Origin of the sequence: Agrobacterium sp. SUL3, from assembly GCF_001263295.1 — a bacterium.
Classification (GTDB): Bacteria; Pseudomonadota; Alphaproteobacteria; order Rhizobiales; family Rhizobiaceae; genus Agrobacterium; species Agrobacterium tomkonis.
This window is the reverse complement of record NZ_KQ414505.1, coordinates 190,310-201,982: the sequence shown is the minus strand read 5'-3', so window position 1 is coordinate 201,982 and position 11,673 is coordinate 190,310. Positions and strand designations below refer to the sequence as shown.

Sequence of the window (11,673 nt, the reverse complement as noted above, 5' to 3'; positions counted from 1 at the left end):
GGGTGAAACAGCCGGAAGCGTTTTTTGGCTAGATGCCACAAACCACGATAAACAGCACGTAAATTACCGCAAAAATGGCTTATATCTTGTTACCAAACTGAAAAGGCCACCCGGAAAACCGGATGGCCTTTTACAATAGCTTGCCTGTCACCGGCAATCAGTGCGGCTGCGGCTCCATGCCGCCTTCGGCCTCGCCGTCGCCCTTGGCTTCGCCGTCACCCTTCACTTCACTGGGCCCGTCCTTCTTGGCGCCGGCCTTCGGCACCGCCGAACCACGGCTGCCCGGAGAATCGTCACCCAGATCACGCGCGGGCTTCTCGCCCCTCAGCAATGCCTTGATCTCGTCGCCCGTCAGGGTCTCGTATTCGAGAAGGCCCTCGGCAATTGCCACAAAGCCATCGTGGTTGTCCGTGAGGATACGCCGGGCCTCGGTATAGGCCTCGTCGATCAGACGTCGAACTTCGGTGTCGATGGTCTGCGCCGTCGCCTCGGAGACGTTCTTCGACTGAGAGACGGAATGGCCAAGGAACACTTCCTGCTGGTTTTCACCATAGGCCACCTGGCCGAGAGCGTCGGAGAAGCCCCATTGTGTTACCATGGCGCGGGCAAGCTTGGTGGCCTGCTCGATATCCGAAGACGCGCCTGACGTGATGTTTTCCTTGCCGAAGGTCAGTTCCTCGGCAACACGGCCACCCATCATGATGACGAGGCGCGACACCATCCATTTGTAGCTCATGGAGTAGCGGTCGCCTTCCGGCAGCTGCATGACCATACCAAGCGCACGGCCGCGCGGGATGATCGTTGCCTTGTGCAACGGATCGGCCACGGCAACCTTCAGCGCAGTAATCGCATGACCGGCCTCATGATAGGCGGTCAACTTCTTTTCGGCCTCGGTCATGGCGGAAGAGCGGCGTTCCGCACCCATCATGATCTTGTCCTTGGCGTCCTCGAATTCCTGCATGGTGACCACGCGCTTGTTGCGGCGGGCGGCCATCAAGGCGGCTTCGTTGACGAGGTTCATCAGATCCGCGCCCGAAAAACCGGGTGTGCCACGGGCCAGAACCTTGAGATCGACATTCGGCGCCAGAGGCACGTTGCGGATATGCACCTTGAGGATGCGCTCGCGGCCAACAATATCCGGGTTCGGCACAACGACCTGACGGTCGAAACGGCCGGGACGCAGAAGTGCGGGGTCAAGAACATCAGGACGGTTGGTGGCGGCGATGAGGATGATGCCTTCATTCGCCTCAAAACCGTCCATCTCGACCAGCAGCTGGTTCAGCGTCTGTTCGCGTTCGTCGTTACCGCCGCCAAGACCGGCGCCACGATGGCGGCCGACGGCGTCGATTTCGTCGATGAAGATGATGCAGGGTGCATTCTTCTTGGCTTGCTCGAACATGTCACGCACGCGGCTTGCGCCGACGCCGACGAACATTTCCACGAAGTCCGAACCGGAAATGGTGAAGAACGGCACATTGGCTTCGCCAGCAACGGAGCGCGCCAGAAGCGTCTTACCCGTACCGGGCGGGCCGACCAGCAGCACGCCGCGCGGGATCTTGCCGCCGAGGCGCTGGAACTTCTGCGGGTCGCGCAGGAATTCAACGATTTCCTCAAGGTCCTGCTTGGCTTCGTCCACGCCTGCAACATCGTCGAACGTCACACGGCCATGGGCTTCTGTCAGCAACTTCGCCTTGGACTTGCCAAAGCCCATCGCGCCGCGCGAGCCGCCCTGCATCTGCCGCATGAAGAACAGCCAGACGCCGAGGATGAGGAACATCGGCAGAAGCGTGCCGAGATAGCTCAGAAAGCCGGAGGAGCCGTCGCTTTCAGGACGCGCCACGATGGTGACGTTCTTGCTCTGCAAGCGCTCCATCAGGCTGTCGTCGATGACGGGGGAATAGGTCTGAAAGGCCGTGCCATTTTCGGTATAGGTTCCGAGAACCCGGTTACCGGTGACGGTCACGTCGCGAACTCGCCCGGAATCCACGTCGCGAAGAAACTGGGAATACGGGATTTCCCGCGAACCCGTTTGCGTCGGCGACGTCTGGAACATGCTGAACAACGCGATCAGCAAGAGGGCGATCACGGCCCACAAGGCGAAATTTCTGAAATTTGGGTTCATCGAACTCCCCGAACTCACACGGACATATCTGCTGCCCGCTATTATGTGCCCCTAACATAAGGACGACATCTGCCGTTGCCAAGGCGAACGGCGTTATCTGATGCGTTTTGGTGTAAAAAGTATTCCAAGGCAATTCACGAAAAAGAGGCCCGATTTAAACCGGGGGCTGTGGATATGCCGGGCGGCCAAATAAAATTGCGATTGCATTCGCCAACTCAAGGTCGAAACGCGGCAGGAAAAGGTCAAACGGTGCAAGCCTTGGCGTAATCTCAACGTCGCCCTCAAGGGAGTTCGATCCGGCAACCGCTGCGGCGATTTGCGGCAGGCCCGCCATCGCCGATTTTGCCACCCCGGGCGGCACCGAAGGAAAAAGCCGGGCCGCTTCCGAAGCACCGCCCACACTGGCTGCGGCAACGCGGATCGGAAATGTGGGTCCGTTCCTCACAAAAAAACGATCGTCCCACAGCCCCTGTTCGGAAACCTCGAGACGAAGCTCCGGCAGGTTTCGCTGCTCACGGAAGATATAAAGCCCATCCCGCCTGCGATCGAGCAGAACGCGGCCGACCGTCATCCGACCGTTTTCACCGGCTTTGAGAAATTGCAGAACTCGCGCCATGCTACGAGCAGCCGGAAAATAGGCCCTCCCGCCAAGCGTGGCAATGAGCGCCGCCAGCCCGTATCGGAACTCGGGGGGATCGACCAGCTTGTTGTCCACCGGCAATCTGGCGACTGCGGCATGAAAGATTTGCGCGTGGTTGCGCAGGAAATCGGCGCTTTTTTCAGAAAGCGCCTGCCTTTTGACGGCGGCCTCCGCATCAGGCTGCACCGGAGAATCGGGAAGCGCCTGCCGCACGCGCACGCGCTCATATTTTGTATTCTCGTTGCTCGGATCGTCAAACCAGCCACACGAGCGGGATGATACGTAGTCGCGGATTGCCTGCCTCTCACATTTCAGGAACGGCCGCATGATCCAATAGCGCCCATCGTATAATACCGCGTCCGCCATGCCGGAGAGGCCGAGATTGTCAGCCTCCGCGCTGCGGGCGGCACGCATCGCCACTGTTTCCCGCTGGTCGCCGATCGTATGCCCAGTCACGACGAGATCGGCGCCGACCTCCTGGGCGACCTCGGCGATCAGGCGGTAGCGGGCAATACGGGATGCTTCGGATATGCCGGCAGCCGGCTTGATGCCACCCCATCGGCGCGTGGCATGAAAGATATTCAGTTCTGCACAAAGCGCGGCAACCTTGCGGGCCTCATCGGCGGATTCCGTTCTCAGCGCATGGTCGACAGTAATGGCGGAAAGCCGCAATCCGTCGCGACCCGCCTCCGTCACTACCTCATGTAATGCCAGCAACAGGCCGGTGGAATCACTGCCGCCGGAGATTGCGACGAGGATATGAGTAGGTTTGCGGAAATTTTCGACGAAAGACCTTGCCGCCGCAAGCGGCGCAACTGTGTTCTCGCTTAGAATGCGGGCATCAACCGGCATGGAAAGACCGCCACCATGGCAGGAAAAAGATCAGCAGCTCAGCCGCTTCTGTTCGCTTGCAACCTTGTTCAGTACGGTCTTCGACGCACTGGGATAACGCTTCGGCACCTCGCGCAGCGTGGCGCAGGCGGTTTCGGTATTGTCGAGAGCTGCAAGCGACATGCCGAGCTTCATCAGCATTTCCGGAGCTTTGGGCGATTTGCCATAGGCCTGATGACCATTGAGGAAGGTTTTTGCCGCCTCGTTGAACTTGCCCTGCGAATATTGCGCCTCGCCCAGCCAGAAACTCGCATCCGCAGCCTTGGTGCCTTTGGGATAACCCTGCAGGTATTGCTGGAACCCCTGCTCCGCCAGCCTGTAATCGCCGGAAAGAACGTGGCCGTAAGCGGCCTGATAAATATCGCTCTCGCTGGTCAGCGCCGCCGTGTTGACCGGATCGGTCTTGCGCGGCGTATTGCCGGTGGTCACACCGGGAAGACTGCCGGAAGAATTGTTGGCGCCCTGATTGAGCGTCCCACCGATCGGCATTCCCTTGGAATCAAGTTCGATAGAGCCGAGCGTCGTCTCTCCCGGTGCACCTGTCGGTGCATTGGATGGGGCAGACGGCGAAACGGAAGCGCCACCCTCGGGTGGCGTTTCGATGATCGTTGCAACGTCGTCGGTCGGCGGCGTGGCCGGACTTACCGGACTGGCCTCCGCCTTCTTTTTCGGCGCTGTAGGACTTGCGCCCTTGCCGCCGGCATTACCACTTTCCAGTTCCTGGAAGCGGAATTCATTGTCTTCCTGCGCCTTGCGGATCGTTTCCTGCATCTGCAAAAGCTGGAAGCTCATTTCTTCGATACGGCCGTTGAGCTGCCGGATCTGCTCTTCAAGCTGCTGAACCCGATAGGCTTCGTTGGCCTGAACCCGGATGACCGGGGGCTGCTGAGAGTTGATCGTGCCGAAGCTACCCCCCGCACCGAACAGCGGACCCGAAACGGCGATGCCGCTCAAGCCGGTGCAGGCTGCAAGCCCCAGCATTCCCGCCACGACAAGTTTCTTCATCTCATTCGTCCTGCCTTAACTGATTTGCACCGGAATGGCGCAAGCCGGATTTTTTCCATATCAACCAAAAAAGCAACTTAACTTCGGCCAAACTATGAAAAAAACGAAAGGCGGCCCAAAGACCGCCTTCCATTCAAGATCACAATAACGTCAGGCAATCACATGCCCGCGCCACCAAGAACTGTCACGGCGCGGCGGTTCTGCGACCAGCACGAGATGTCGTCGCAAACGGCGACCGGACGTTCCTTGCCGTAGGAAATCGTCTTCATACGGTTTGCCGGAACGCCCTGGGAAGCCAGGAAGTCACGGGTCGAAGCCGCACGACGGGCGCCGAGCGCCAGGTTGTATTCACGCGTACCGCGTTCGTCGGCATGGCCTTCGACCGTAATGGCGTAGTTCGGGTAACGGGCAAGCCACTGGGCCTGGCGCTGCAGGGTCTGCTGCGCATCGGCGCGGATCGAGGTCGAGTCCGTATCGAAGAAGATGCGGTCGCCGACATTGACCGTGAAGTCCTGCTGGGAGCCCGGCGTTGCGGAACCTGCGCCACCGAGACCGAGTTCACCGGCATTGTTCGGCATGTTCTTCTTCGCGCAGCCTGCAAGGGCAAGCGCGAGCGTCATGGCGATAACAGCCGGGTTACGGGCCAGTTTCTGCATCGGGCTGAGTGCCGAAATGTGTGTACGGCTCATCGCCGGTCTCTCCTTGGAATTTCAATAACGTTGCCAGACACTAACTGATCGCGGTTAATAGCCGGCAAACGCTTATGGTTAACAGAAAGGAAATGTCCCACTTTTTTGCTCCCTCACAACATTTTGCGGCAAGAAAGAGGCGCTTTCCCGTGTGGCATGCTTAAAAACACGGTGGCGCCGGACGAGCCGGCGCCACCATGGCAGTCAATATCAGTCCAGAAGCGGCGACCATGCCGGGTCCGAAGCAAAGGTTGGCGTCTTGATGAGCTGTTCATTGTAGCCCGTCAGGTCGATCGAATAGAGCTGCGGACCACCGGCACCGGCATTCTGGCGGAAGAACATCAGCACGCGGCCATTCGGCGCCCAGGTGGGGCCTTCATTGTGGAAGCCGCTGGTCAGAATGCGTTCACCCGAACCGTCGGTCTTCATCACGCCGATCGAGAACTTGCCGCCCGACTGCTTGGTAAAGGCGATCAGATCGCCACGCGGCGACCATACCGGCGTGGAATAGGAACCGTCGCCGAAAGAAAGACGCTGCTGGCCGGAACCATCGGCATTCATCACGTAAATCTGCTGGCGGCCGCCACGGTCGCTTTCAAAGGCGACGCGCTGACCATCCGGCGAAAATGACGGCGCCGTATCGATCGCCGACGTGTTCGTCAGGCGAGTCGTGGTGCGCGAACGCAGATCCATGGTGTAGATATTGGCGTTGCCATCCTGCTGCAGACTCATGATGACCTTTTGGCCATCCGGCGAGAAGCGTGGCGAGAACGTCATGCCGGGGAAGTTGCCGACGACTTCGCGCTGTCCGGTTTCCAGCTGCAGCAGGTAAACGCGCGGCTGCTGACCCTCGAAAGACATGTATGTCACTTCCTGACGGTTCGGCGAGAAACGCGGCGTCAGAACGATGTCATTGGAATTGGTGAGGTTACGGACGTTGAAACCGTCCTGATCCATAATCGACAGCTGGCGCTTGCGGGCCGTCTTCGGGCCGCTTTCGGAGACGAAAACGACGCGGGTGTCGAAGTAGCCCTTCTCACCGGTGATGCGCTCATAGATGGCATCCGCGATGATATGGGCGACGCGCCGCCAGTTTTCCGGCTGGGTAAAGAATTGCTGGCCGGTCATCTGTTGGCCCGCGAAAGTATCCCACAGACGGAACTCGGCACGCAGGCGACCATCGCTTTCGCGCGTCACACGGCCAGTCACGAGCGCCTGTGCGTTGATGACCTTCCAGTCTTCAAAACGTGGCTGCTGATCCGGGCTGGTAATCTTTTCGATAAAGGCGCTCTTGTTGACCGGCGCGAAGAGGCCGGAACGCTGCAGGTCGGCGGCGATGACCGCCGAGACCTGTGCGCCGATACCGTCGCTCGACATGAAGTCGGTGATGGCGATGGGCAGCGGCTCGACGTTACCCTTGTTGATGTTGATTTCCACCCGCGCAAAAGCCGGTGCGGAGAAAACCGACATGAGGGCCGCGACAGCGAGCACCAGCCGGATCGGCGAGAATATTTTCATGTTGCCAGGCCTTTCAGCATTCATAGCAATTCACTGGGATCGAAGTTCACAACGACTTCGTTCCATGCGTCATATTTGTCGGCAGGAAGGTTCGTGAACGGAGCAGAACGCATGATGGCGCGATAGGCTCCGCCGGAAAGGGCACGGCGCGTTCCTTCGGAACCACCCGTCGCCTCGATCTCGGGCCGGCCGATGATGGTTCCATCACGGTCGAGCTTCATGGTGACCCGAACGCGAACGTCCGAGGCATCCGCCATGCCGGGAATGATCTGCCAGTTCTTCTGGATCGCGCCACGCAGCGCATCCATTTCCGTCTGGCTGAGCGTAGAACCGCCCGTTGTCTTCTTTCCGCCAAGCGAAGCGGTTTGCGTTGACCGCTTCGCCCCGCCACCGGAGGGCGCCTGCTTGTTCAACAGGGCTGCAACATCGTCGGCGTTGAAATCACTTTCCTTGGACGAGGCGGATTTCGCCGTCTCCTGCTTCTTCTCGCCCGGCTTCTTGTCGGAAGGCTTGTCGGTGGACTTTGCCTGATCGGGCTTGGTCTCGGCCGGTTTTTCAGCGGGCTTCTGCTCTGCGGGCTTGGTCTCAGCCTGCTTCGGCTCTTCCGGCTTCGGCGGCTCAGGACGGGAATTCGGACGCGGCACGTTCTGCGGCACGGGAATTTCGGCCGGCTCCTGCTGCGCGGGCGGCGGCTCTTCGGCCTTGGTTTCCTGCGGCGGCGGCTCCGTCTTCGGCTGCGGCGCGATTTCAGGCTTGGTCTGCGGCAAGGCGGCCATTTCCTGCGGCTTCGGAGCCGAGGTCTCTTCCTTGACGATTTCCTTTACTTCATTCGCCTTGGTATCGACGACCGGCTGCGGCTTTTCCTGCTTTGGCGGGGCAGCGGCACTGATATTGTCATTGGGCTTTGTGGTCGGCGTCGGCGGCGCTTCTATATCGGCCGTGTTATTGCCGACATTCTGGGCGTTTTCGACGATGTCAGGACGCGTGGTCGGAACAGGGGCCGACTTCTCCGCTTTCGGAGCGTTCTTGTCGCCCTGCTGAATCTGGCTCAGCTCCTCGATAGGCACCAGTTCCACCGGCAAGGCCTCGGCCTGCGACACGTCTAGCGGTTCCGGCGAGCCCAGGGAAACCAGGGCGAAAGCCAGAAGCGACGCATGCACAATCGCGGATGTGGTGATGCTGCCCTTCATCGTTTTACGTCAATTGTCCTGTTTCTGCTGGGTCACAAGGCCGATATTCTTGAAGCCCGCCGCCTGGATACGCGCCATCACATCGGCGACGACGCCATATGCGGCAACGGAATCCGCGCGTACGAAGATACGTTCGTTATAACCTGTCGTGGCGATCGCCTGCAGCTTGTCGGCCACCTCGGCCGCCTGGATTTCAGTCTCCTGCAAATGGATCTGGCCATTGGCATTGACGGAAATCGTGATCGGCTGCGTGTCCGAATTCAGCGCATTGGCGGATGTCTGCGGCAGATCGATCGGCACGCCGACCGTCATCATCGGTGCCGCCACCATGAAGATGATGAGCAGCACGAGCATGACGTCGACGAGCGGCGTCACGTTGATCTCACTGATCGCGCCGCCTTTGCGCCGTCCGCCGCGCCCACCCCGGCGTCCACCGGAACCGCCGCCGCTGCCACCTGCTGACATACCCATACTATTTACTCCATTTTGCCTTGCGGCAAATTATTGCACAGCATGCAAGTTGCGCGGCCGCTTACTGGGCGGCCTGCCGTGTCTGAAGTTTTTCATCGATCTGGCGCGACAGGATCGCGGAGAACTCGTCGGCGAAACCTTCCATACGGGCGGAAAGCTTGTGCGCGTCGGCCGTGAACTTGTTATAGGCGATAACCGCCGGAATAGCCGCGACAAGGCCGATGGCCGTTGCCAGAAGCGCTTCAGCGATACCGGGCGCCACAACCGCAAGGTTGGTGGACTTCGAACCGGCAATCGCCTGGAACGAGGTCATGATACCAACGACCGTACCGAAGAGGCCGATAAAGGGACCTGCCGAACCGATGGTAGCCAGCGAACCGAGGCGGGCCTCATATTGTTCGCCTTCACGGGCAATCGTCACGTCCATTGCCCGGTCAATGCGCATCTGCAGACCAATGGGCGAACGCGCACCGCGTTCGAATGATTTTTTCCATTCCCGCATGGCGGAAACGAAAATTGCCGCAAGACCGCCATTCTGGCGTTCCGCCAGAGTGCGATAAAGCTCTTCAAGCGACTGGCCCGACCAGAACACCTGTTCGAACTGGTCGAACTGGCGCTTTGCCTTGCCGAAGCTCACATATTTGTCAAAGACGATCGCCCACGTCCAGACCGAGGCGGCGATAAGTCCGATCATCACGAGCTTCACGATGAGGCCCGCTTGCATAAACAGTGCCCAGAGACTTACATCGTGCGTCGCCGCTGCCAAACCTGCCTGTTCCATAAATATCCAATCCCCGAATCCAAACGCCCGGTACGGGACCGGGCGATTCAAACGCGTGTTAACGCTCGAAGTCATGCGGCCTCAGCCGTTAACCCCTTTGCCATACCCCGATACTTGCCAGTAAGCCTTACTTGCCAATAAATTTGGTGAAAGGAAGGCGTGCGCCGCACAAATGCCAGTTGCTAAAGTAAGACACCATTATGGTTAAAGGAGTGTTACAGCCGGGCCACGCCAGATGGATTTACTCGACGGGGCCGTCAATTACTTCAGGAATTTTTCCGCCACCGTCTCCGGAAGACGCCTTGGCCGGCCATTGGCATTGATGACGGCGATGATGACCTTGGCGGCAACAAGCAGTGTTTCGCCGCGCCGGATTTCCTGATTGAGCACCATTTTCGCGCCACCCGCCTTTTCGGTCACCGTGGTGATTGTCAGCACATCATCCATCCGCGCCGGGGTCTTGAAATCAATCTCCATGCGATGAACGACGAAGACAAGGCCTTCCTCGTCAGCGGTCAAAAGCGCGCTCTGCTCGCAGCCGAGGCAACGCAGGTAATCGGTGCGGCCGCGCTCGAGAAAATGCAGGTAGCGCGCGTGATAAACGAGGCCGGAAAAATCCGTGTCCTCATAATAGACGCGTTGCGTCAGGCGGTGCCCATGTTCGATGAGTTCGCCAGAAAGCGAAACCACAAGCTCGCTCATAATGTCTCCTCGGTAAATTCGTCTCTATCGATGTCGCCTTCACGAACGATGAAATGTTCATGTCGCGGCGGCAGCACCTCAATGCGGTCTGCAATAAAGCGAGGTCTGAGATCATGCTCCCGCAGAGTGGGAGATCGCGCACGCAGCCAGCGGAACTCCACCTCGACACCATCCAGAACCCGGTGAACGACATCACTTTCATGGAAGGGAAAAGCCTGGCGAAGCGACACCAGATAATAAAACGCCAGCTCATGGGCGGCATAATCGCCATAAGCAAAGAAATTCTCGGCGGACCATAAAAGGCGTTCGACCGAACAATCTCGCTCAAGCTCCTCGCCAATCTCGCGGATGATGGTTTCCTCGGAGCTTTCGCCGATTTCCGCCCGTCCGCCCGGCAAGGCCCAATAACTGTCCTTGGTGCCGCGCTGGACGAGAATATGATCATTTTGGAAAATCAGCGCCGCCACACGCATGCTGAAAAGCTGCGGTTTCCGGTCCAACCGGATCATATGGCGTTCGGGGGCAAAAGTCATTTGTCATCCAGATCGCCGTCATGCCAGACGAGATGTCTCGTCGTCTTAGGCAGGTGTTCTATTTCGTCGGCGATGAAATAGGGCGGAATATCCAGTTCCGTCAACGCCTGCCGGGTTGCCGCCACCCAGCGGAATTCCAGTTCGTTGTCGCCATCCTGAACGCGGTGGATGATGTCGGTCGGATGAAAGGCCAGCGTCTGCGGCAGGTCCATCAGGTAATAAAAACCGAGTTCGTGCCAGTCCTTGCTTTCATAATGGAAGAAATTTTCGACTGCCCAGAGAAGCCGCCCGACCTTGGCCTCGACGCCAAGCTCCTCCACCATTTCACGCGCCAGCGTTTCTTCCGAGCGCTCACCCATTTCGGCGCGGCCACCCGGAAAGGTCCAGAATTTTTCATGCGATGCCCGGTGCACCAGCACATGACCATCACGGAACGCCAGGCCCGCAACGCGCATCTGGAAGATGCGCTTCGGCTTGAATTTCATACGGATGCGGGTGTCCTGGCTTTTGTTATCATGCGTCATCATGCTGGCCTGTGGGCTGGAAACATCAAATCATCTTCCGTCCACCCTAACGCATCCATCTCGTCTTTTCTCGCCTTTGCATCATCTCCCACAATGAATTCATCCAGTTGCGGCGGTTTTATCGCCGTGCCGGACAGCATGGCATGCGCCTGCCCGCGATGATGCGTCTGGTGCTGGAAGAGATGTGAGAGGACATCGTCGCAACGATCCTGCTGGATACGCGCGCCACGATGGATATTGACCGTGGCCGCGAGGCCGTCTTCATCCAAACCGTCGACAAAGGCGATCAGTACCTCGTCAAGTTCCGTCTGGGCGCTGCCCAGTTCCGCCATGGTGGCGAAGGGCTCATCTTCGGCAAAGGCGGCCAGACCGAGCGTTCCACCCTGCAGGGCATCGATATAGAAGCGGTCGACGGTGTAGATGTGGTTCAGCGTAGCCCTGAGAGTGGGGAAAAAACTGACGCGCGGAGCGATGAAAGCTTCCTGCGAAAGCTGCAGACAGGCCTGATGCAGTCGAAAGTTGGCCAACCGGTTGTTGCGAGCGAGTTTGCGGAAAATCCGCAGCGGATCGTAAGGCATCAGCGTCCCTCCGTGACCGCCGGATGGCG

At 58.9% G+C, this 11,673-nt stretch carries 12 protein-coding genes; all 12 read right to left on the bottom strand.

The genetic code is table 11. The features are described 5' to 3' along the window. Window positions 1-157: 157 nt before the first annotated feature. The gene (ftsH, locus tag AKG12_RS15360) at window positions 158-2,122 is read right to left on the bottom strand and encodes an ATP-dependent zinc metalloprotease FtsH (RefSeq protein WP_046799891.1); all 1,965 of its coding nucleotides are present in this window, start codon (window positions 2,120-2,122) and stop codon (window positions 158-160) included. Between the two features lie 154 nt (window positions 2,123-2,276). Beyond that, window positions 2,277-3,614: a tRNA lysidine(34) synthetase TilS gene (gene tilS / locus AKG12_RS15355; RefSeq protein ID WP_052819459.1), complete on the bottom strand. Its 1,338-nt coding sequence runs from the start codon at window positions 3,612-3,614 to the stop codon at window positions 2,277-2,279. Window positions 3,615-3,644: 30 nt separating this feature from the next. Continuing rightward, window positions 3,645-4,658: a tol-pal system protein YbgF gene (ybgF, locus tag AKG12_RS15350; protein WP_046799893.1), complete on the bottom strand. Its 1,014-nt coding sequence runs from the start codon at window positions 4,656-4,658 to the stop codon at window positions 3,645-3,647. A gap of 158 nt (window positions 4,659-4,816) precedes the next feature. Beyond that, complete coding sequence (gene pal / locus AKG12_RS15345; RefSeq protein WP_046799894.1) at window positions 4,817-5,347, bottom strand: peptidoglycan-associated lipoprotein Pal; 531 nt, start codon at window positions 5,345-5,347, stop codon at window positions 4,817-4,819. Between the two features lie 210 nt (window positions 5,348-5,557). Beyond that, complete coding sequence (gene tolB, locus AKG12_RS15340) at window positions 5,558-6,865, bottom strand: Tol-Pal system beta propeller repeat protein TolB (RefSeq protein ID WP_052819686.1); 1,308 nt, start codon at window positions 6,863-6,865, stop codon at window positions 5,558-5,560. 20 nt (window positions 6,866-6,885) lie between these two features. After that, window positions 6,886-8,055 (bottom strand): cell envelope integrity protein TolA, encoded by a 1,170-nt coding sequence (gene tolA / locus AKG12_RS15335; protein ID WP_052819458.1) that lies wholly within the window; start codon window positions 8,053-8,055, stop codon window positions 6,886-6,888. Window positions 8,056-8,064: 9 nt separating this feature from the next. Next, window positions 8,065-8,526, bottom strand: coding sequence for a protein TolR (gene tolR, locus AKG12_RS15330; protein ID WP_003506238.1), 462 nt, complete (start codon window positions 8,524-8,526; stop codon window positions 8,065-8,067). Between the two features lie 61 nt (window positions 8,527-8,587). Further along, window positions 8,588-9,307, bottom strand: a complete 720-nt coding sequence (tolQ, locus tag AKG12_RS15325; RefSeq protein ID WP_003497570.1) for a protein TolQ — start codon at window positions 9,305-9,307, stop codon at window positions 8,588-8,590. 261 nt (window positions 9,308-9,568) lie between these two features. Further along, complete coding sequence (gene ybgC / locus AKG12_RS15320) at window positions 9,569-10,009, bottom strand: tol-pal system-associated acyl-CoA thioesterase (RefSeq protein WP_045019133.1); 441 nt, start codon at window positions 10,007-10,009, stop codon at window positions 9,569-9,571. Next, window positions 10,006-10,542, bottom strand: a complete 537-nt coding sequence (locus AKG12_RS15315; protein ID WP_052819457.1) for an NUDIX hydrolase — start codon at window positions 10,540-10,542, stop codon at window positions 10,006-10,008. Before AKG12_RS15315 ends, ybgC begins: the two co-directional genes overlap by 4 nt. Next, entirely contained in the window at window positions 10,539-11,066 is a 528-nt protein-coding gene (locus AKG12_RS15310) for an NUDIX hydrolase (RefSeq protein ID WP_052819685.1), read from the bottom strand. Before AKG12_RS15310 ends, AKG12_RS15315 begins: the two co-directional genes overlap by 4 nt. Further along, entirely contained in the window at window positions 11,066-11,644 is a 579-nt protein-coding gene (locus tag AKG12_RS15305) for a DinB family protein (protein WP_052819456.1), read from the bottom strand. The genes AKG12_RS15310 and AKG12_RS15305 overlap by 1 nt, the downstream gene beginning before the upstream one ends. Window positions 11,645-11,673: the final 29 nt, after the last annotated feature.

What these genes read in the sequence shown, in the direction of transcription:
- ftsH (WP_046799891.1), bottom strand. Translation starts at nt 2,122, where the DNA reads ATGAACCCAAATTTCAGAAATTTCGCCTTGTGGGCCGTGATCGCCCTC.
- tilS (WP_052819459.1), bottom strand. Translation starts at nt 3,614, where the DNA reads ATGCCGGTTGATGCCCGCATTCTAAGCGAGAACACAGTTGCGCCGCTT.
- ybgF (WP_046799893.1), bottom strand. Translation starts at nt 4,658, where the DNA reads ATGAAGAAACTTGTCGTGGCGGGAATGCTGGGGCTTGCAGCCTGCACC.
- pal (WP_046799894.1), bottom strand. Translation starts at nt 5,347, where the DNA reads ATGAGCCGTACACACATTTCGGCACTCAGCCCGATGCAGAAACTGGCC.
- tolB (WP_052819686.1), bottom strand. Translation starts at nt 6,865, where the DNA reads ATGAAAATATTCTCGCCGATCCGGCTGGTGCTCGCTGTCGCGGCCCTC.
- tolA (WP_052819458.1), bottom strand. Translation starts at nt 8,055, where the DNA reads ATGAAGGGCAGCATCACCACATCCGCGATTGTGCATGCGTCGCTTCTG.
- tolR (WP_003506238.1), bottom strand. Translation starts at nt 8,526, where the DNA reads ATGGGTATGTCAGCAGGTGGCAGCGGCGGCGGTTCCGGTGGACGCCGG.
- tolQ (WP_003497570.1), bottom strand. Translation starts at nt 9,307, where the DNA reads ATGGAACAGGCAGGTTTGGCAGCGGCGACGCACGATGTAAGTCTCTGG.
- ybgC (WP_045019133.1), bottom strand. Translation starts at nt 10,009, where the DNA reads ATGAGCGAGCTTGTGGTTTCGCTTTCTGGCGAACTCATCGAACATGGG.
- AKG12_RS15315 (WP_052819457.1), bottom strand. Translation starts at nt 10,542, where the DNA reads ATGACTTTTGCCCCCGAACGCCATATGATCCGGTTGGACCGGAAACCG.
- AKG12_RS15310 (WP_052819685.1), bottom strand. Translation starts at nt 11,066, where the DNA reads ATGACGCATGATAACAAAAGCCAGGACACCCGCATCCGTATGAAATTC.
- AKG12_RS15305 (WP_052819456.1), bottom strand. Translation starts at nt 11,644, where the DNA reads ATGCCTTACGATCCGCTGCGGATTTTCCGCAAACTCGCTCGCAACAAC.